Origin of the sequence: Streptomyces sp. NBC_01267 (assembly GCF_036241575.1) — a bacterium.
Classification (GTDB): Bacteria; Actinomycetota; Actinomycetes; order Streptomycetales; family Streptomycetaceae; genus Streptomyces.
This window is the reverse complement of record NZ_CP108455.1, coordinates 6,867,579-6,887,432: the sequence shown is the minus strand read 5'-3', so window position 1 is coordinate 6,887,432 and position 19,854 is coordinate 6,867,579. Positions and strand designations below refer to the sequence as shown.

Here is a 19,854-nt window from a genome sequence, read left to right as displayed (position 1 = left end):
AAGCCTAGGCCGTGCGGCGACAGCCCGGCAGAGGGCGATCCAGATCACATCGCCTCCGGTCTGGCGCGCTCGTTACCGGCCGGTTACTCTCAAGTGAGCGGGTTACAGCCCGCTTCGCTCCACCCTCAGGGCGGCCTGGTGACGCAGCCGCCACGAGTTCTCCGAGTTCCGCGTTCTGCGCTCTGTGTGTTTGTCGGTTCGGCAGTTCTGTACGACACGGCCCCGGGACCGGGCCGGTCGGCCCTCTCCACGACACCTCACGCACGGATGCCCGGCCTCCCTTCCCGGTAGCCCCGCACCTCGTGCGCCCCTCAGTCGTCACTCATCCCTGGAGTCCCCTGATGGACACCCCTCTGCACACCATCGCCGTGGTCGGCCTCGGCACCATGGGCACCGGCATCGCCGAGGTCCTGGCCCGCGCCGGACGCGAGGTCATCGGTATCGACATCAGCGCCGACGCGACGCGACGCGCCGTGACGGCGCTCGAAGAGTCCACCGCGCGCGCCGTGGGGCGCGAGCGCCTCACCGAGCAGGAACGGCGGAACGTCCTCGCCCGGTTCCGTACCTTCTCCGACCTTCACGCGGCGGCCGACGCCGAACTGGTCATCGAGGTCGTGCCGGAGTCGTACGAGACGAAACAGCAGGTCCTGCGCGCGCTCGACACCGTGGTGAGCCCCACCACGATCCTGGCGACCGGCACCAACGCCCTCTCGGTGACCCGGCTGGCCGCGGACACCGCGCACCCCGAGCGCGTCCTCGGCCTGCACTTCTTCAACCCGGCCCCGGTGATGAAGCTGGTCGAGGTGGTCTCCTCGGTGCTGACCGCACCGGCGGCCGTCGAGGCGGTCACCACGCTCGCCAGGGACCTCGGCAAGGAGCCCGTCGCGGTCGGCGACCGCCCGGGTTTCGTCGCCGACGGGCTGCTCTTCGGCTACCTCAACCAGGCAGCGGCGATGTACGAGGCCAAGTACGCCTCCCGCGAGGACATCGACGCGGCGATGCGGCTCGGCTGCGGGCTGCCGATGGGTCCGCTCGCCCTGCTCGACCTGATCGGCATCGACACCGCGCGCACGGTCCTGGAAGCGATGTACGCCGCGTCCCGCGACCGGCTGCACGCCCCCGCGCCGATCCTCAAGCAGCTCAGCAACGCGGGGCTGAGCGGCCGTAAGTCGGGGCGCGGGTTCTACTCGTACGACGCCCCGGGCAGCCCCACCGTGGTGCGCGACGCGCTGACCCCGCCCGACGGTGCACAGCCGGGCACCGGGCGCCGGATCTCGTCCGTGGGGGTCGCCGGGTCGGGGACCATGGCGTCGGGCATCGCCGAGGTCTTCGCCAAGGCCGGGTTCGCCGTGGTGCTCGCGGCCCGCAGCCAGGAGAAGGCCGACACCGCGAGGTCCCGTGTCGCCAAGTCGCTCGCCCGCTCCGTCGACAAGGGCCGGATGACGGCGGAGGCCCGGGACGAGACGCTGGCCCGGATCACTCCGGCCGGCTCGCTCGACGCGTTCGCCGACGTCGATCTGGCCGTCGAGGCGGTGGCCGAGGAACTGGAGGTCAAGCAGCAGCTCTTCGAGACGCTCGACAAGGTCTGCAAGCAGGGCGCGGTGCTCGCCACCACGACCTCCTCACTGCCCGTCATCGCCTGCGCCCGCGCCACCTCGCGTCCGCAGGACGTCGTCGGGATGCACTTCTTCAACCCGGCACCCGCCATGAAACTGGTCGAGGTGGTCCGTACCGTCCTGACGTCCGACGAGGCGCACGCCACGGTCCGGGCGGTCTGCGCCGAGGTCCGCAAGCACCCGGTGGACTGCGGGGACCGGGCCGGTTTCATCGTGAACGCGCTGCTCTTCCCGTACCTGAACAACGCGGTGAAGATGGTGCAGGAGCACTACGCGACGCTCGACGACATCGACGCCGCGATGAAGCTGGGCGGCGGCTACCCGATGGGGCCGTTCGAGCTGCTCGACGTGGTCGGGCTCGATGTCTCGCTGGCCATCGAGCGGGTGCTGCACCGTGAGTTCCGCGACCCGGGTCTGGCACCCGCGCCCCTGCTCGAACATCTGGTGGCGGCGGGGTGCCTGGGCCGCAAGACGGGGCGTGGTTTCCGCGAGTATGCCCGGCGCTGATCCGTACGGGGACTGGGGCGGGCTGCTGGAACCGGGTGGCGGCCCGCCCCCGCAAGCACGTATCGCCGGGCGGATGCAGTACGTTCGGACCATGTCCCAGCCCACTGGCCCCGTCCGACGGCCTGCCCGCAAGAAGGCGTCGTCAGATGCCCCGGAGAGCGCCGCGGGCAACCGCGCAGCCGCGCAACGGCTCAAGATGCGCCGCGAACTGGCGGCGGCGGCGATGGAGCTGTTCTCCACCAAGGGGTACGAGGCCACGACCGTCGACGAGATCGCGGCGCGGGCCGGAGTGGCCCGCCGGACCTTCTTCCGTCACTTCCGCTCCAAGGAAGAGGCGATCTTCCCGGACCACGACGACACCCTGGTGCGGGCCGAGGCGGTGCTGAACGCCGCGCCCCCGCACGAGCACCCGCTGGACACCGTGTGCCGGGGCATCAAGGAAGTCATGCGGATGTACGCGGCGTCGCCGGTGGTCTCGGTGGCGCGCTACAAGCTGACCCGTGAGGTGCCGACCCTGCGCGAGGCGGAGATCGCCTCGGTGGCCCGCTACGAGCGGCTGTTCACCCGCTATCTGCTGGGCCATTTCGACGAGCACGACCAGCACGACGGCAATGACGACCCGCTGCTCGCCGAGGTCGCGGCGTCGGCCGTGGTCACCGCGCACAACCACGTGCTGCGCCGCTGGCTGCGGGCCGACGGGCAGGGCGATGTGGAGGCCCGGCTCGACCATGCCTTCGCCATCGTCAGGGACACCTTCGGCACCGGGATAGGCGCCGGCCGCACAGCTGAGCGCACCCCGGCTGCGACGGTGAGAGGCAGCGGCGAGGTTCTGGTGACGGTGGCGCGTACCGACGCCCCGCTCGACGAGGTCATGCGGACCATCGAGCAGGCGCTGAAGAAGCGCTGACCACACCCGACCCCCGACCCTCACCAGAACGGCCGCCCCATTCCAGGGGTGGCCGTTTTTGCTCATCCGTGACTCCTGGGTGACAACTGAGAGAATTTGTTGGCACTCAGTGTCTTGCCACTTGGCACGCGGTGCCATACGTTGAAGGCGTCCGGGCGGCCGGCGGGCAGTGATCTTCCGTACGCCGGCTGTCCCCGCGAACCACGTGTTCACGCGCCCGGACGCCTGCGTCACAGGCACCCTCCGCGCCCCACCACCGCGCAGCCGCTCCCGTAGTTCCGCCGAACCGACGGCACCTCCAGACCAGCACCGACGTACCCCCCTCAGCGTTCCCTCAACGCGTCCCCGAGCACTCGGCTCCGCTCGGGGAGACCCCATCCGCCGGAGGCAGCACCGTGAAGGAAATCCTGGACGCGATCCAGTCGCGGACCGAAACAGACAGTGGCTCAACCGTGGCCACGGCGGCCGACTTCGCCGCCCTGCCCCTCCCCGACTCGTACCGCGCGGTGACCGTGCACAAGGACGAGGCCGAGATGTTCGACGGCCTCGCCAGCCGCGACAAGGACCCCCGCCGGTCACTCCACGTGGAGGACGTGCCGGTGCCGGAACTCGGTCCCGGCGAAGCCCTGGTGGCCGTCATGGCCAGCTCGGTGAACTACAACTCCGTCTGGACCTCGATCTTCGAGCCGATGTCGACGTTCGGCTTCCTGGAGCGGTACGGGCGGCTGAGCGAGCTCAGCAAGCGCCACGACCTGCCGTACCACGTCATCGGCTCCGACCTCGCGGGCGTGGTGCTGCGCACCGGCCCCGGCGTCAACACCTGGCAGCCGGGCGACGAGGTCGTCGCGCACTGTCTCTCCGTCGAGCTGGAGAGCTCCGACGGCCACAACGACACCATGCTCGACCCCGAGCAGCGCATCTGGGGCTTCGAGACCAACTTCGGCGGGCTCGCCGAGATCGCGCTGGTCAAGTCCAACCAGCTGATGCCCAAGCCCCAGCACCTCAGCTGGGAGGAGGCCGCGGCCCCCGGTCTGGTCAACTCCACCGCGTACCGCCAGCTGGTGTCGCGCAACGGCGCCGGGATGAAGCAGGGCGACAACGTGCTGATCTGGGGCGCGAGCGGTGGACTCGGCTCGTACGCCACGCAGTTCGCGCTGGCCGGCGGCGCCAACCCGGTCTGTGTCGTCTCCAGCGACAAGAAGGCGGAGATCTGCCGGAAGATGGGCGCCGAGGCGATCATCGACCGCAACGCCGAGGGCTACAAGTTCTGGAAGGACGAACACCACCAGGACCCGCGCGAGTGGAAGCGGTTCGGCAAGGACATCCGGGAACTGACCGGTGGCGAGGACGTGGACATCGTCTTCGAGCACCCGGGCCGCGAGACCTTCGGCGCCTCGGTGTACGTGACCCGCAAGGGCGGCACGATCGTCACCTGCGCCTCGACGTCGGGCTACACCCACGAGTACGACAACCGCTATCTGTGGATGTCGCTGAAGAGGATCGTGGGGTCCCACTTCGCCAACTACCGCGAGGCCTGGGAGGCCAACCGGCTGGTGGCCAAGGGGAAGATCCACCCGACGCTGTCGAAGGTGTACTCGCTGGACGACACCGGACAGGCCGCGTACGACGTGCACAGCAACCGCCACCAGGGAAAGGTCGGCGTGCTGGCGCTGGCGCCCCGCGAAGGTCTGGGCGTACGCGATCCGGAGCTGCGTGCGCAGCACATCGACGCCATCAACCGCTTCCGCAACGTCTGAGGCCCGCAGATGACTGAACGTCACAAGGACCGCCCCTGGCTCATGCGGACGTACGCGGGGCACTCGACCGCCGAGGCGTCCAACGAGCTGTACCGGCGCAACCTGGCCAAGGGCCAGACCGGTCTGTCGGTCGCCTTCGACCTGCCCACCCAGACCGGGTACGACCCGGACCACGTCCTCGCCCGCGGCGAGGTCGGCCGGGTCGGCGTGCCGGTGTCCCATCTCGGCGACATGCGGCGGCTGTTCCAGGACATCCCGCTGGAGCAGATGAACACCTCGATGACCATCAACGCGACGGCCATGTGGCTGCTGGCGCTGTACCAGGTGGTCGCGGAGGAACAGGGCGCGGACGCCACCAGGCTCCAGGGGACGACACAGAACGACATCGTCAAGGAGTACCTGTCGCGCGGGACCCATGTGTTCCCGCCGGGACCGAGCCTCCGGCTGACCACCGACATGATCACGTACACGGTCGCCCACCTCCCCAGGTGGAACCCGATCAACATCTGCAGCTACCACCTCCAGGAGGCGGGTGCCACACCGGTCCAGGAGATCGCGTACGCGATGTCCACCGCGATCGCCGTGCTGGACGCCGTCCGCGACTCCGGGCAGGTCCCTCCCGAGCAGTTCGACGCGGTCGTCGCACGGATCTCCTTCTTCGTGAACGCGGGCGTCCGCTTCATCGAGGAGATGTGCAAGATGCGCGCCTTCGGCCGGATCTGGGACCGGGTGACGCGCGAGCGGTACGGCATCACGGACGCCAAGAAGCGCCGCTTCCGCTACGGCGTCCAGGTCAACTCCCTCGGCCTGACCGAGGCCCAGCCGGAGAACAACGTCCAGCGCATCGTGCTCGAAATGCTGGCCGTCACCCTCTCCAAGGACGCCCGCGCACGCGCCGTGCAACTGCCCGCCTGGAACGAGGCGCTGGGACTCCCCCGCCCCTGGGACCAGCAGTGGTCCCTGCGGATCCAGCAGGTCCTCGCCCAGGAGAGCGACCTGCTGGAGTACGAGGACATCTTCGACGGATCGCACGTCATCGAGGCCAAGGTCGGCGAACTCGTCGAACAGTCGCTCGCGGAGATCGACCGCATCCAGCAGATGGGCGGCGCGATGGCAGCCGTCGAGTCCGGCTACCTCAAGTCGGAGCTGGTCTCCTCGCACGCCGAGCGCAGGGCCAGGATCGAGGGTGGCGACGAGAAGATCGTCGGCGTCAACTGCTACGAGTCCACGGAACCCAACCCGCTCACCGCCGACCTCGACACGGCGATCATGACGGTCGACCCGGCGAACGAGGCACAGGTCGTCGCCGCCCTGCACACCTGGCGCGACAACCGCGACGAGGGCCGTGCCCAGGAGGTGCTGGCCGTCCTCAAGGCGACCGCGGCGGGCACCGGAAACCTCTTCGGGGCGACCCTCGACTGCGCCCGTGCGGGCGTGACCACGGGCGAGTGGTCCTGGGCGCTGCGCGATGTCTTCGGCGAGTTCCGTGCCCCCACGGGGGTGAGCGGCGCGCCGGTCGCCGTCACCGCCGAGGAGGGCTCCCCGCTCGCCGCCGTACGCGCCGCGGTGACCCGAACGGCGCAAGACCTCGGCAGCGGACGGCTGCGCCTCCTGGTCGGCAAACCGGGCCTGGACGGGCACTCCAACGGCGCCGAGCAGATCGCCGTACGGGCCCGCGACGCCGGGTTCGAGGTCGTCTACCAGGGCATCCGGCTGACACCCGAGCAGATCGTCGGCGCGGCCCTCGCCGAGGACGTGCACTGCGTGGGCCTGTCGATCCTGTCCGGCTCGCACGCCGCACTGGTCCCCGACGTGCTCCAGCGCCTACGGGAGGCGGGCGCGTCCGACATTCCCGTGATCGTCGGCGGCATCATCCCGAACGCCGACGGAACGCAGCTCATGGAGGCCGGCGTGGCCGCGGTCTTCACCCCGAAGGACTTCGGTATCACCGAGATCATCGGACGTATCGTCGAAGTGATCCGGAAAGCGAACAAGCTCGACCCCTTGGAGGTCCCCGCATGACCGCGTCTTCGAGCCCCGTGAACCGTCTGCGCCCGCGGCGGTCCTGTCTGGCCGTCCCCGGGTCGAACCCGCGCTTCCTGGAGAAGGCCCAGGGGCTCCCGGCCGACCAGGTCTTCCTCGACCTGGAGGACGCCTGCGCGCCGCTCGCCAAGGAGGGCGCCCGGCACACCATCGTCGACGCGCTGAACAAGGGTGACTGGACGGGCAAGACCCGGGTCGTACGGGTCAACGACTGGACCACCCACTGGACGTACCGCGATGTCGTCACGGTCGTCGAGGGCGCGGGCCAGAATCTCGACTGCATCATGCTGCCGAAGGTCCAGGACGCCCAGCAGGTGGTGGCCCTCGACCTGCTGCTCACCCAGATCGAGAAGACGATGGGCTTCGAGGTCGGGAAGATCGGCATCGAGGCGCAGATCGAGAACGCCAAGGGTCTGGTCAATGTCAACGAGATCGCGGCTGCCTCACCCCGCAACGAGGCCATCATCTTCGGCCCGGCCGACTTCATGGCGTCGATCAACATGAAGACCCTGGTGGTGGGCGAGCAGCCGCCCGGCTACGGCGCGGACGCGTACCACTACATCCTGATGAAGATCCTGATGGCGGCCCGGACGTACGACCTCCAGGCGATCGACGGCCCGTACCTCCAGATCCGCAATGTCGACGGATACCGCGAGGTCGCCCGGCGGGCGGCGGCGCTCGGCTTCGACGGCAAGTGGGTCCTCCACCCGGGCCAGGTCGAGGCGTCGAACGAGATCTTCTCGCCGTCCCAGGAGGACTACGACCACGCCGAGATGATCCTCGACGCGTACGAGTGGTGCACCTCCGAGGCGGGCGGCAAGAAGGGTTCGGCGATGCTCGGCGACGAGATGATCGACGAGGCCAGCCGCAAGATGGCCCTGGTCATCTCCGGCAAGGGCCGGGCGGCCGGGATGCGGCGTACGTCCACGTTCGAGGCCCCGGAGGCGTAAGCGATGCAATTCGGACGCACCTACGAGGAGTTCGAGGTCGGCGCGGTCTACAAGCACTGGCCGGGAAAGACCGTCACCGAGTACGACGACCACCTCTTCTGCCTGCTGACCATGAATCACCATCCGCTCCACCTGGACAGCAACTACGCCGAGGAGACCACCGACTTCGGCCGGAACGTCGTCGTCGGCAACTACATCTACTCGCTGCTGCTCGGCATGTCGGTCCCCGACGTGTCCGGCAAGGCCATCGCCAACCTGGAGGTCGAGTCGCTGAAGCACATCGCTCCGACGTTCCACGGCGACACGCTCTACGGCGAGACCACCGTGCTGGAGAAGACCCCTTCGAGGTCGAAGAGCGACCGCGGGATCGTGTACGTCGAGACCAGGGGTTACAAGCAGGACGGCACCGTCGTCTGCGTGTTCCGGCGCAAGGTGATGGTCCCGACCGCGACGTACATCAAGGAGCGCGGCGGAGAACAGCCCGGCCGCCCGACGCCTGCCAACTGACCGCGTGTAGCCACAGGAGAAGCAGCCATGAGCCGACTCGCCCGGACCCCGGGTCTCACCGACGTCCAGCAGGAAATCCTGGCCACCGTGCGGGACTTCGTCGACAAGGAGATCCTGCCGGTCGCCACCGCGCTGGAACACCGCGACGAATACCCGGCCCAGATCGTCGAGGGCCTCAAGGAACTCGGCCTGTTCGGGCTGATGATCCCCGAGGAGTACGGGGGGCTGGGTGAGTCCCTTCTCACATACGCGCTCTGTGTCGAGGAGATAGCGCGTGGCTGGATGAGCGTGTCCGGCATCATCAACACCCACTTCATCGTGGCGTACATGCTCAAGCAGCACGGCACCCAGGAGCAGAAGGACACCTTCCTGCCGCGGATGGCGGCCGGCGACGTGCGCGGCGCGTTCTCGATGTCCGAGCCGGGGCTCGGCTCGGATGTGTCGGCGATCACCTCGAAGGGGATCAAGGACGGCGACGAGTACGTGCTCGACGGCCAGAAGATGTGGCTGACCAACGGCGGCACGTCCTCGCTCGTCGCGGTGCTCTGCCGCAGTGACGAGGGTCACCCCGAGGGGACCCCCCGGCACAAGTCGATGACGACGTTCCTCGTCGAGAAGGAGCCGGGCTTCGGCGAGGTCCGGCCGGGGCTGACCATCCCCGGCAAGATCGACAAGATGGGCTACAAGGGCGTCGACACCACCGAGCTGATCATGGACGGACTGCGAATTCCGGCCAATCGCGTACTTGGTGGGGTTACCGGCCGAGGGTTTTACCAAATGATGGACGGAGTGGAGGTAGGCCGGGTAAATGTCGCAGCGCGTGGCTGTGGAGTGGCACAACGCGCCTTCGAATTGGGTATCGACTACGCGCAGCAACGGCATACGTTCGGCAAACAGATCGCTCAGCACCAGGCGATCCAGTTCAAGCTGGCCGAAATGGCTACCAAGGTCGAGGCCGCCCATGCGATGATGGTCAATGCGGCACGCAAAAAGGACTCCGGGGAACGAAACGACCTCGAAGCGGGGATGGCGAAGTACCTGGCCTCCGAGTACTGCAAGGAAGTCGTGGAGGACGCCTTCCGTATCCACGGCGGATACGGGTTCTCCAAGGAGTACGAGATCGAGCGGCTCTACCGCGAAGCCCCGATGCTGCTGATCGGCGAAGGTACCGCCGAGATTCAGAAAATGATCATCGGTCGACGACTCCTCGAAGAGTACCGATTCCAGGGCTGATTGTCCGGTTGCGGGCGATATGTCAGCGAAGAAGATCACAGCCAGTCATCATCTTCAGGCCGCCGACTCGGCTTCCTGGCTTGCCCAGTTGTGGTCCCCAACCGATAGCATCGCCCGAAAGCCGCCGTCCCCCGTTCCCGCGCGGCATCATCCGCTACGAAGGTCATTCATGCCCCACAGCCAAACCTCTGCACCACGCGGCGTCCGTCTTGCGCGCGGAGCATCGCCGTGGCTCCTGCCGACTGTCGCGACGGCCGCACTCAGCCTGACCCGGGCCCGCAGGTCCGGCCGCTGGGCTGCTGTCGCCGTGCCCACCACCGCCCTCGCGGCGGGCATGCTGTGGTTCTTCCGCGACCCCGAGCGGGAGATCGCACAGGGCCGGGTCATCTCCCCGGCCGACGGTGTAGTGCAGAGCATCATGCCGTGGAAGGACGGGCGTACCCGCGTCGCGATCTTCATGAGCCCGCTGAACGTCCACGTGAACCGCGCTCCGCTGGCGGGCACCGTGACGTCCGTCGAGCACATCCCCGGCGGCTTCGTCCCGGCGTTCAACAAGGAGAGCGAGAACAACGAGCGCGTTGTCTGGCACTTCGACACCGAGCTCGGCGACATCGAGATGGTGCAGATCGCCGGTGCCGTGGCCCGGCGCATCGTGCCGTACGTCCCGCAGGGCACCAAGGTGGAACAGGGCGAGCGGATCGGCCTGATCCGGTTCGGCTCACGCGTCGACATCTACCTTCCGGAAGGTATCGATGTCGCGGTCGAGGTCGGCCAGGCCACCACCGCGGGGGTGACTCGAATTGACCGTGATTGATCCGGAGACACAGGCCGGCTGGGTCCCCGAGGCCGACACCGACAGGGACATCGACAGCAGCGAGGACATTCCTCTCTCACTGCGGTTGTCGATAGCGGACACGCTCACCCTCGGTAACGCCACGTGCGGATTCATGGCGGTGTACTTCACCACCACCGGAATCCTCATCCCGCATCTCCAGGGCAGCCAGGAGACCGGCATGGCGCGGCACTCCGCCGCGACCGCCGTGATCCTGATGCTGCTCGCCGCGATCTTCGACCTCTGTGACGGGCTCGTGGCGCGCAAGCTGCGCAGCTCGCCGATGGGCGCGGAGCTGGACAACCTCTCCGACCTCATCAGCTTCGGGCTCGCCCCGGCCTATTTCGTGCTCGTGTACGGAATGGTCGCGGACGACGCCCACCAGCGGGTCGCGGCGGTGGCGGCGATCGTGGTGCTGCTGGCGGTGGTGCTGCGGCTTGCGCGGTTCTCGTGCGTGACCTTGAAGGACGGCATGTTCCAGGGCATGCCGTCGCCCTTCGGCGCGCTGACGGTCGTCTCGATCGTGCTGCTGGAGCTGCCCTTCGTACCGACGCTGCTCGCGGTCATCGGGGTCGCCTGGCTGATGGTGAGCCGGGTCGAGTACCCGAAGCCGCGGGGTGTCCTCGCGGTGGGAATGCTGAGCTGGATCGTGGGCGCGATGGGGCTGCTCGCCGCGTGGGCGTTCGACGCGCCGGGTGGTCAGCTGCTGCTCCAGACCGGCTGTGCGCTCCAGGTGGTACTGGGCGCGGTCATCCCGCTCTTCGCCACGGCCCGCCGGGTGAACACCTTCCGCGGTAACCGTCGTGAGGCGCGTACGGCGCAGCTGCCGTAGCTTCCTGAACAGAGCTGAGGCCCCGAGTGCAGTGCACTCGGGGCCTCAGCTCTGTTCAGGGCCCTTGTTCGGCTCTCCTAGTCATCCGCGGCAGTCATCCGCGGCAGGCGGCCGGACGAAGACCCGCTCCAGGAGCCCGGCCAGTGCGGCTCGGTCCTCGTCGCCCAGTGCGTCGAGCCCGGCGAGGGTCGTGTGCATGCGGGCGCGGATCGCGTCGATGGTGCGCTCGCCGTCCGCGGTCAGCAGCACGTTCTTGACGCGCCGGTCGGTGGGGCTGGGCTCCCGGAGCACCAGACCGCGCTTCTCCAGACGGTCGATGATGCCCGTCATGTTGGAGGCGTCGCAGGCCAGAGTGGTGGCGAGGGCACGCATCGCCGACGGCCCCCGGCGCAGCACGCCGAGCGTCCTGCCCTGGCTGGCGGTGAGCCCCTCGGTCGCGGACGCGGCGGTGAAGTCGCCGTAGTAGGCAACGAGCGACGCCGAGAGCAGCTCCATGAGCTGCGCGGTACCGGTCCTGGGAGTCTCTGGCATGAGAGCAGTTTACGCCGGGAAGCTTGACCATCTCAAAGATTGCGAACCCGCTCGGAAGGCAGGGAGCGTCGGGACACGGAGCGGCCCGGACCTGTTCCGAGGTCCGGGCCGCTCCGGGGGTCGAGCCGTGCCCGGCGTCAGGGCCTGCTCAGGAAGTCACGGGCGATGTTCTCCGCGACCTGCTCCAGGAGGGGCCCCGCGTTCGCGATGCAGCGGGCCGTATCGGGCTCCAGGTCCGTCAGCGCGTACGCACGGCGGATCCCCGCGCCCCCGAGGACCTCCGCCGGAAGTGTGAGCCGGCCGCAGACCGCGACGACTTCCTTGCCCGCCGCGCGGGCCGCGGCGGCGACGCCCGCAGGGGCCTTGCCGTGCAGCGTCTGCTCGTCGAGGGAGCCCTCACCGGTGATGACCAGCGTCGCGCGGGCGACCGCCGGGGCGAAGCCCAGGACGTCGAGCATCACCTCGATACCGGCGCGGAAACTCGCTCCCAGCCCGACGAGCGCTCCGTAGCCGATGCCACCTGCGGCGCCCGCACCCGGCGCCAGCGCGGCGTCGGCGGCCCGGGACCCGAGGGACTCCTCCAGTACGGCGGCGTAGTGCGCCAACGCCGCGTCCAGTGTCTCCACCTGCTCCGGGGAGGCACCCTTCTGCGGTCCGTACACCGCGGGCGCGCCCTTCGGGCCGGTCAGCGGGTTGTCCACATCGCTGGCCAGCACGATCCCGGTACCGGCGAGACGCGGGTCGAGGCCGGTCAGATCCGCGGACGCCAGGTCACGCAGCCCTCCCCCACCCGGTCCCACGGGCTGCCCGGCGGCGTCCAGGAAGCGGGCGCCGAGGGCGGCCAGCATGCCCGCGCCGCCGTCCGTCGTGGCGCTGCCGCCGACACCGAAGACGATCGAACGGGCCCCCGCGTCGAGCGCCGCACGCAGCAGTTCGCCGGAACCGTACGTGGTCGCGGTGAGCGGTGCGAAGACTCCCGCGGGGAGGTGCTGGAGGCCCGACGCCTCGGCCATTTCCACCACGGCGACACCGTCACGCAGTGCGAACGCCGCATTCCGCCGCTCGCCGAGGGGCCCGGTGACCGGTATCTCGTGCCGGTCGAATCCGGCCGCGACCGCGGCGGCGACCGTGCCGTCCCCGCCGTCCGCGACGGGCAGTGTCTCGACCTCCACACCGGGAGCGATCCTTCGCAGCCCGGCCGTCACCCGCTCGGCGACCTGTGCCGCCGTGAGGGATCCCTTGAACTTGTCCGCCGCCACGAGCACCCGTGGGGCTTCAGATACTGCTCCGTCCGTCACTTGCTCATCCCTTGCTTTCGAACAGGCAGTCGCGCCGCTCCGACCTTATCCGCACCCTTTGCCCACTGCCCATGGGCGCTGGGCGCCAGGCCCCCGGAACGGCGCGCCGAATCGTGGCAATTCCATCCGTAGCGCCGGTATTTGATCTTCTTGGCGGCCCGACTGGACCACCCACTGGACCACCCGTCGGACCACCCGCCCGTTCCCGCGCCGGATCACCGCCGGTTCAGAAGAGCACGTCGTCCCCCGGGTCCGTGCCGCCGCGCTCGAAGGCCAGCAGTCGCTGCTTGCGGTCCAGTCCGCCGCCGTAGCCGGTGAGACTGCCGGTCGAGCCGATGACCCGGTGGCAGGGAACGATGATCCCGACCGGGTTCTTGCCGTTCGCGAGGCCCACGGCCCGCGAGGCGCCCGGCTTTCCGAGACGGTCCGCGAGGTCACCGTAGGAACGGGTCTCGCCGTACGGGATCTGCTGGAGCTGGTCCCAGACGCTGCGCTGGAAGGGGGTGCCCGCCAGGTGCAGCTCCATGGTGAACTCCGTCAGCTCGGCCGCGAAGTACGCCGTCAGTTCGTCGACGACCTGACCGAACGGGCGAGGGTCCGGTTCGCCGAAGGTCTCCTCGGGTGGGCGGTGACGCTGGTCGGTCATGTAGAGGCCGCTCAGTACGCCGTCGGTCGCGACGAGGGTGAGCGGGCCGTACGGGCTGTCGGCGACGGTGTGCTGTGTGACTGACATGGTCCAACTCCCTTACACGGGCATGTTGTTGATGGGATGACTGTCGGTGGCCCACAGATACTGCACGGCGTAGGCGCGCCACGGCCGCCAGCCCGCCGCGCGGGCGGTGAGCGCCGCGGGTGTCGACGGCAGGCCGAGGCCGCCCGCCGCCCTTCTGACACCCAGATCGGTGGCGGGGAAGGCGTCGGGATCGCCGAGGGCGCGCATCGCGATCACCTCGACCGTCCAGGGTCCGAACCCGGGCAGCGCGACGAGGTGGTCGCGGGCCTCGTCCCAGTCGCTGTCGATGCCCAGACGCAGTGAGCCGTCGGCCAGGGCGCCGACCAGCGTGGTGAGGGTGGTGCGCCGGCTGCGGGGCAGGGCCAGGGCCTCCGGGTCCAGTGCGGCCAGCGCCCGCGGTGACGGGAAGAGGTGGGTGAGTCCGCCCCTCGGGTCGTCCACGGGCACCCCGTGGGCGGCGACGAGTCGGCCGGCGTGGGTGCGGGCGGCGGCGGTCGACACCTGCTGGCCGAGCACCGCCCGTACCGCGAACTCCGCGGCGTCGACGGTACGGGGCACCCGGCGGCCCGGCGCCTTGTCGACCAGCGGGGCCAGCAGGGGGTCGGTACGCAGCCGGCCGTCCACGGCGACCGGGTCGGCGTCGAGGTCCAGCATCCAGCGGCATCGGCTGATGGCGTGGGTGAGGTCGCGCAGGTCCGTCAGGGACAGGACACAGCCGATGTGGTCGGGCCGGGGCGTGAGTTCGGCGATGCCGTGCCCGTACGGGAGCGAGAGCGTCCTGCGGTACGCGCCGTCGCGCCACTCCTCCACGCCGGGTACGCCGGTCGCCACCAGGTGGCCGAAGAGGTTGTCGGGGTTGAGCGGGGCGCGGAACGGGAGCCGGAGCGCTATCACGCCGGGGGCCTGCGACAGCTTGCCGTGCGCGGCCCGGGTGCGCAGTTCGCCCGGAGCGAGGGCGAAGACCTCACGGACGGTGTCGTTGAAGGTGCGGATGGAGGAGAACCCGGCGGCGAAAGCGGTGTCCGCCATCGGCAGGTCCGTCGTCTCGATCAGGATCCGCGCCGTCTGGGCGCGCTGCGCGCGGGCCAGCGCGAGCGGACCGGCGCCGAGTTCCGCGAGGAGTTGCCGCTCGATCTGGCGGGTCGAGTAGCCGAGCCGCCCGGCGAGACCGGGCACGCCCTCACGGTCGACGACGCCGTCCCTGATCAGCCGCATGGCACGGGCGACGACATCGGCACGGGCGTTCCATTCCGGCGAGCCGGGGCTGGTGTCGGGGCGGCAGCGTTTGCAGGCGCGGAACCCGGCCTGCTGACAGGCGGCGGCGCTCGGGTAGAAGGTCATGTTCTCGACCTTGGGCGGCACGACCGGGCAGCTGGGGCGGCAGTAGATCCTGGTCGTCAGGACGGCAGTGAAGAACCAGCCGTCGAAGCGGGCGTCCTTCGACTGGACGGCGCGTACGCAGCGCTCGGTGTCGGTGTGCATGTCTCCAGCATCGGACACGCCGGCCGCTGAGGCTGGCGAGAATCCGACATCAGCCTCGGGAAGCCAGGGCTTCGGTGAATTCCCCGTAGGCGTACGCGTCGAAGAGCACGAACCGTACCTCTTCGACCGGATCGGCCGCCGCTTCCCGTACGGTGCGCACCGCGATGCGCGCCCCGTCGTCCATCGGCCACCCGTAGATCCCGGTGGAAATGGCGGGGAAGGCCACGGTCCGCGCCCCCAACTCCCCTGCCACCCGCAGTGCTTCGCGGTAGCAGGAGGCGAGCAGCGCGGAGCGGTCCTCCTCGCCCGACCAGACCGGTCCCACGGTGTGGATCACCCACCGGGCGGCCAGCTCTCCCGCGGAGGTGGCGACGGCCCGGCCGGTCGGCAGCCCCTTGCCGTAGTGCGAGGCGCGGAGCTTGCGGCACTCCGCGAGGATCTCGGGGCCGCCACGGCGGTGGATCGCCCCGTCGACGCCCCCGCCGCCGAGCAGCGAGGAGTTGGCGGCATTGACGAGGGCGTCGACCCGCTGCCCCGTGATGTCGCCCTGTACGAGGGTGATGGTCGTCATGCGGCCATCATGCCCGGTGCGGCGGGGGCCGGGGCGCCGATGTCAGGGGCTGGCGACGTCGAAGCCGTACCGCACCGGCTGCCCGGCGGCCCGGGGGTCCCGCCGATAGACGTACAGCGCCTGCACCCGGGCCCCTCCCGCAGGCGAGTCGTGCTCGCAGGGGTAGGTCACCTGTACCACCCACGGCCGGTCGGCGACGCGCAGTTGAAGTCCGTTCGCGGGCCCACCGACAAGCACGGCGGCCTCCCAGTTCGTGGTGCTTTCCGTCTCCATATCCATGCCGACATTTTATGTGTTGCGCAAGTCGGAGATTGTCGGAATCCCCCTACGTCGCCTCGGAGTCGAAGGCGCCGCGCTCCGCGGGGACGGTCGCGTCGCCGGACTTGCGCAGGTCGACGCGCGCCGACGATCCGCCGCCGCTGCCCGGGTCACCCGCCTCCCCCTCCACCGACACCTGCCGGACCGCGTCCGCGACGTCCGCCGCCTCCCGCCGGAGATCGAAGGCGCTGCGGATCTCGTCGATCCCCAGCCCGTCGCCCCCCATCAACTGCTTGCGGACGAAGGTCTTGGGATGAAGGTCCTCGAACTCGAAGTCCTCGAACTCGGGGCCCAGTCCGGAGCGGACCTCACGCTTCGCCTCCTCGGAGAACGCACGGATCTTCCGCAGGAAGTCCGCGGTCTTCTGAATGACCTCCGGCAGTTTGTCCGGACCGAAGAGCAGTACGGCCAGGGCTGCCAGCGTCATCACTTCCAGGGGTCCCACATCGGAGAACACCGCGCCACTCCTCGATCCGTCGGGACGGGGGCAGAGCTGCGCCGCCACCCCGCAACACACTTTAGATATTGCGCAACTATGGAACCATAGCGTCCCACCGGACGTTGGAGCCGACGACAGCGCACCACCAGCAGAACAGCGGAGGAAGATCATGAGCCTGAGCCTGGCCAAGGGCGGCAACGTGTCACTGAGCAAGGAGGCTCCGGGACTGGCAGCAGTCACGGTCGGCCTGGGCTGGGACGTACGGACGACCACCGGCGCGGACCACGACCTCGACGCCAGCGCGCTGATGTGCGACGAGAGCAGCAAGGTGCTGTCCGACAGCCACTTCGTCTTCTACAACAACCTGACCTCGCCCGACAGTTCGGTCCAGCACACCGGGGACAATCTCACGGGCGAGGGTGAGGGCGACGACGAGACCATCCACGTCGACCTGACAGCGGTCCCGGAGCGGGTCGCGAAGATCGTCTTCCCGGTCTCCATCCATGAGGCCGATTCCCGCGGCCAGAGTTTCGGCCAGGTCCGGAATGCCTACATCCGCGTGCTCGACCGCTCGGGCGGCGCCGAACTGGCCCGCTACGACCTCAGCGAGGACGCCTCCACGGAGACCGCGATGGTCTTCGGCGAGCTCTACCGGCACGGAGTCGAGTGGAAGTTCCGCGCCGTCGGCCAGGGTTACGCCTCGGGTCTCGCGGGGATCGCCTCCGACTACGGGGTCAACATCTAGGACCTTTCGGCCGATCCTGGCCGGGCCCGGGGCGCCTGGTACGGCACCTCACTGCGGTCCTCACACCTGGCGCAGCCTGCGCCACACCGCCTTCGCCGCGTTGTGCCCGGACATGCCGTGCACGCCGGGGCCGGGCGGGGTCGCGGACGAGCAGAGGTACACCGCCGGGTGCGAGGTCGTGTACGGGAACAGGGACAGCTTCGGGCGCAGCAGCAGTTGCAGCCCCGAGGCCGCCCCGCAGGCGATGTCCCCGCCCACGTAGTTCGCGTTCCGCTCGAAGAGCTCGGGCGGTCCCGCGGTGGCGCGGGCGAGGACCCGGTCCCGGAATCCGGGGGCGAATCGCTCGACCTGTCGTTCGACGGCCTCGGTGAGGTCGCCGTCCCAGCCGTTCGGGACATGTCCGTACGTCCAGAAGACGTGCTTGCCCTCGGGTGCGCGGGAGGGGTCGACCAGGCTCGGCTGGGCGCTGATCAGGAACGGTGTGCCGGGGGCCCGGCCGCCCGCCGCCTGGCGCAGGGCCGTGCCGATGTCCCGGCTGCCGGGGCCGACCTGCACGGTCCCGGCGCGCCGCGGCTCCTCCGCCGTCCAGGGCACCGGCCCGTCCAGCGCGTAATCGATCTTGAAGACGCTCGCCCCGTACCGGTAGCCGTCGTACGCCCGGCCCAGGCCCGCGATGCGCGCGGCGGCCGTCGGTGAGGTGTCGAAGACGTACGCGCGGGCCGGTGGCAGGTCGTCGAGCCGCTTGACCTCGAATCCGGTGTGCACCACGCCGCCCAGATCGCGCAGGTACGCGGTCAGCGCGTCGGAGATGGACTGGGAGCCGCCGCGCGGCAGCGGCCAGCCGCCCGCGTGCGCGGCGAGCGCGAAGATCAGACCGACGGCCCCGGTGGCGAAGCCGTCGAGCGGGGCGATGACGTGCGCGACGAGCCCGGCGAAGAGGGCACGTGCCCGGTCGTCGCGGAAGCGCTTCGTCAGCCAGGTCGACGGGGGCAGGCCCACCAGTCCGAAGCGGGCGAGGGTCACCGGGTCGCGCGGCAGGGCGGTGAGCGGCAGGGACATGAAGTCCTTGACGAGGGTGTCCCACTTGCCGAGGAAGGGGGTGACGAGTCGCCGGTAGGCACCGGCGTCGCGCGGCCCGAACGAGGCGGCGGTCTCGGCGACCGAGCGGGACAGCACGGCGGCCGTACCGTCGTCGAAGGGGTGGGCCATGGGCAGTTCGGGGTGGAGCCACTCCAGGCCGTACCGCGCCAGGGGCATGGTCTTGAACACCGGTGAGCTGACGGCCAGCGGATGCACCGCCGAGCAGGGGTCGTGCCGGAATCCGGGCAGCGTGAGCTCCTCGGTCCGCGCACCTCCTCCGACGGTGTCCCGGGCCTCGAAGACCTCCACTGCGAATCCACGGCGGGCCAGTTCCACGGCAGCGGTCAGTCCGTTGGGTCCCGCCCCCACGACGACGGCATCGAGCATCGACGGCACCTTCGGACTCCTTTGTCAGCCGATGGCAAGAGGCCCCAAGGATATTCCCGCGCACCGACAGCGCGGTCTCGGGTAGCGTCGGAGCCGATGAACTCCACGATCGCGGACATGGCCGACCGGCTCTGCACCCTCCCCGGTATCCGGGCGGTGGCCCTCGGCGGCAGCCGCGCCCGGGGCACCCAACGCCCCGATTCGGACTGGGACCTGGGCCTCTACTACCGGGGGCGCCCGGACCTGCCGGCGCTCACCGCACTCGCCGCGGACTTCACCGGCCGGCCGGTCGACGTGGCAGGTCCGGGCGGTTGGGGGCCCTGGGTCGACGGCGGTGCCTGGCTGTCCGTCGACGGGGTGGCGGTGGACTGGATCCTGCGCGACCTCGACCGCGTGGAGCGGGTCTGGGCGCAGTGCCGGGAGGGCCGCTACGAGGTGGGAATCCAGCCGGGCCACCCGCTGGGTTTCTGGTCCCCGGCGTATGCCGGAGAGGTGGCGCTGAGCCGCGTACTCGCCGACCCTGCCGGGGAGTTGACCGCGCTGCGGGCGCAGACGCATGACTACCCCGAGCCGCTGCGCACCGCGTTGACGGAGGCCGCCTGGGAGGCGGAGTTCTCGGTGGACGCGGCACGCAAGTCGGCGGGGAGCGGGGACGTCCTGCACGTGTCGCTCTGTCTGTCCCGGGCGTTCGGCATCCTGGCCCAGTCCCTGCACGCCCACCACCGCACGTGGTGCGTCAACGAGAAGGGCGCGCTGGCGTCGGCCGCCGCTCTGCCGGACACGCCGCCGGGCTTCGCCGAGCGGGTGTCGTCGGCGCTCGGCGCACTGGACGCGCCGGCGGTGGAGACGGCCGCCGCCCTGGTGGCGGACGTACGCGCGGTGCTGGGTTCCGGGGGCTGACGGCCGGGACGGCGGCGGGCGCCGTCAGGGCTTGGCCGGTACGTGCCCAGGACGTCCTGGTCCCCCGGGCCGCCCCGGGCGCCCTCGCCCGGCTCCGTCTCTATTCACGCAGACACCCTGCGCCTCCTCGGCCTGCTCTCGCCGATGGCCGAGGTGTGCCCGGCGGAATCCCTGACGGGACCCGGG

19 protein-coding genes are annotated in these 19,854 nt (G+C 70.0%); 11 read left to right on the top strand and 8 right to left on the bottom strand.

The genetic code is table 11. The features are described 5' to 3' along the window. Window positions 1-341: 341 nt before the first annotated feature. From OG709_RS30940 to pssA, 9 genes are all read left to right on the top strand, one after another. Window positions 342-2,123, top strand: a complete 1,782-nt coding sequence (locus OG709_RS30940) for a 3-hydroxyacyl-CoA dehydrogenase family protein (RefSeq protein ID WP_250306381.1) — start codon at window positions 342-344, stop codon at window positions 2,121-2,123. A gap of 73 nt (window positions 2,124-2,196) precedes the next feature. Beyond that, window positions 2,197-3,030: a TetR family transcriptional regulator gene (locus OG709_RS30935; protein ID WP_374211378.1), complete on the top strand. Its 834-nt coding sequence runs from the start codon at window positions 2,197-2,199 to the stop codon at window positions 3,028-3,030. A 395-nt stretch (window positions 3,031-3,425) separates the two neighbouring features. Then, window positions 3,426-4,787, top strand: coding sequence for a crotonyl-CoA carboxylase/reductase (gene ccrA / locus OG709_RS30930; RefSeq protein ID WP_250306385.1), 1,362 nt, complete (start codon window positions 3,426-3,428; stop codon window positions 4,785-4,787). A gap of 9 nt (window positions 4,788-4,796) precedes the next feature. Continuing rightward, on the top strand, window positions 4,797-6,809 hold the full coding sequence (locus OG709_RS30925; RefSeq protein ID WP_329168486.1) for a protein meaA: 2,013 nt from the start codon (window positions 4,797-4,799) through the stop codon (window positions 6,807-6,809). Next, window positions 6,806-7,780 (top strand): HpcH/HpaI aldolase/citrate lyase family protein, encoded by a 975-nt coding sequence (locus OG709_RS30920; protein WP_250306388.1) that lies wholly within the window; start codon window positions 6,806-6,808, stop codon window positions 7,778-7,780. Before OG709_RS30925 ends, OG709_RS30920 begins: the two co-directional genes overlap by 4 nt. Before the next feature lie 3 nt (window positions 7,781-7,783). Then, window positions 7,784-8,287: a MaoC family dehydratase gene (locus tag OG709_RS30915; RefSeq protein ID WP_250306390.1), complete on the top strand. Its 504-nt coding sequence runs from the start codon at window positions 7,784-7,786 to the stop codon at window positions 8,285-8,287. 27 nt (window positions 8,288-8,314) lie between these two features. Next, on the top strand, window positions 8,315-9,520 hold the full coding sequence (locus OG709_RS30910; RefSeq protein WP_250306391.1) for an acyl-CoA dehydrogenase family protein: 1,206 nt from the start codon (window positions 8,315-8,317) through the stop codon (window positions 9,518-9,520). 169 nt (window positions 9,521-9,689) lie between these two features. Next, a complete protein-coding gene (locus tag OG709_RS30905; RefSeq protein WP_250306392.1) occupies window positions 9,690-10,334 on the top strand; it encodes a phosphatidylserine decarboxylase in 645 nt (214 codons plus the stop codon). Next, the gene (gene pssA / locus OG709_RS30900) at window positions 10,327-11,184 is read left to right on the top strand and encodes a CDP-diacylglycerol--serine O-phosphatidyltransferase (protein WP_374211379.1); all 858 of its coding nucleotides are present in this window, start codon (window positions 10,327-10,329) and stop codon (window positions 11,182-11,184) included. Before OG709_RS30905 ends, pssA begins: the two co-directional genes overlap by 8 nt. Before the next feature lie 81 nt (window positions 11,185-11,265). On the opposite strand, the gene OG709_RS30895 is transcribed toward pssA, so the two are convergent. The 7 genes from OG709_RS30895 to OG709_RS30865 all read right to left on the bottom strand — a co-directional run bounded on the left by OG709_RS30895 (window position 11,266) and on the right by OG709_RS30865 (window position 16,574). Further along, on the bottom strand, window positions 11,266-11,715 hold the full coding sequence (locus tag OG709_RS30895) for a MarR family winged helix-turn-helix transcriptional regulator (protein ID WP_250306394.1): 450 nt from the start codon (window positions 11,713-11,715) through the stop codon (window positions 11,266-11,268). A gap of 137 nt (window positions 11,716-11,852) precedes the next feature. Continuing rightward, window positions 11,853-13,013: a glycerate kinase gene (locus OG709_RS30890; protein WP_250306395.1), complete on the bottom strand. Its 1,161-nt coding sequence runs from the start codon at window positions 13,011-13,013 to the stop codon at window positions 11,853-11,855. A 226-nt stretch (window positions 13,014-13,239) separates the two neighbouring features. Next, window positions 13,240-13,746: a methylated-DNA--[protein]-cysteine S-methyltransferase gene (locus tag OG709_RS30885; protein ID WP_329168479.1), complete on the bottom strand. Its 507-nt coding sequence runs from the start codon at window positions 13,744-13,746 to the stop codon at window positions 13,240-13,242. Between the two features lie 12 nt (window positions 13,747-13,758). Continuing rightward, complete coding sequence (locus OG709_RS30880) at window positions 13,759-15,228, bottom strand: DNA-3-methyladenine glycosylase 2 (protein WP_250306397.1); 1,470 nt, start codon at window positions 15,226-15,228, stop codon at window positions 13,759-13,761. Window positions 15,229-15,277: 49 nt separating this feature from the next. Next, complete coding sequence (locus tag OG709_RS30875; protein WP_250306398.1) at window positions 15,278-15,799, bottom strand: O-acetyl-ADP-ribose deacetylase; 522 nt, start codon at window positions 15,797-15,799, stop codon at window positions 15,278-15,280. Window positions 15,800-15,841: 42 nt separating this feature from the next. Then, on the bottom strand, window positions 15,842-16,072 hold the full coding sequence (locus OG709_RS30870; RefSeq protein ID WP_250306482.1) for a hypothetical protein: 231 nt from the start codon (window positions 16,070-16,072) through the stop codon (window positions 15,842-15,844). 52 nt (window positions 16,073-16,124) lie between these two features. Further along, entirely contained in the window at window positions 16,125-16,574 is a 450-nt protein-coding gene (locus OG709_RS30865; RefSeq protein WP_250306399.1) for a sec-independent translocase, read from the bottom strand. 151 nt (window positions 16,575-16,725) lie between these two features. On the opposite strand from OG709_RS30865, the gene OG709_RS30860 reads away from it, so the two are divergent. Further along, complete coding sequence (locus OG709_RS30860; protein WP_250306401.1) at window positions 16,726-17,301, top strand: TerD family protein; 576 nt, start codon at window positions 16,726-16,728, stop codon at window positions 17,299-17,301. 60 nt (window positions 17,302-17,361) lie between these two features. Here the strand turns inward: OG709_RS30860 and OG709_RS30855 are convergent, their stop codons facing one another. After that, window positions 17,362-18,777 (bottom strand): phytoene desaturase family protein, encoded by a 1,416-nt coding sequence (locus OG709_RS30855; RefSeq protein ID WP_250306403.1) that lies wholly within the window; start codon window positions 18,775-18,777, stop codon window positions 17,362-17,364. 87 nt (window positions 18,778-18,864) lie between these two features. Between OG709_RS30855 and OG709_RS30850 the strand changes: the two genes are divergently transcribed. Further along, on the top strand, window positions 18,865-19,668 hold the full coding sequence (locus OG709_RS30850; RefSeq protein ID WP_250306404.1) for a nucleotidyltransferase family protein: 804 nt from the start codon (window positions 18,865-18,867) through the stop codon (window positions 19,666-19,668). Window positions 19,669-19,854 lie beyond the last annotated feature (186 nt).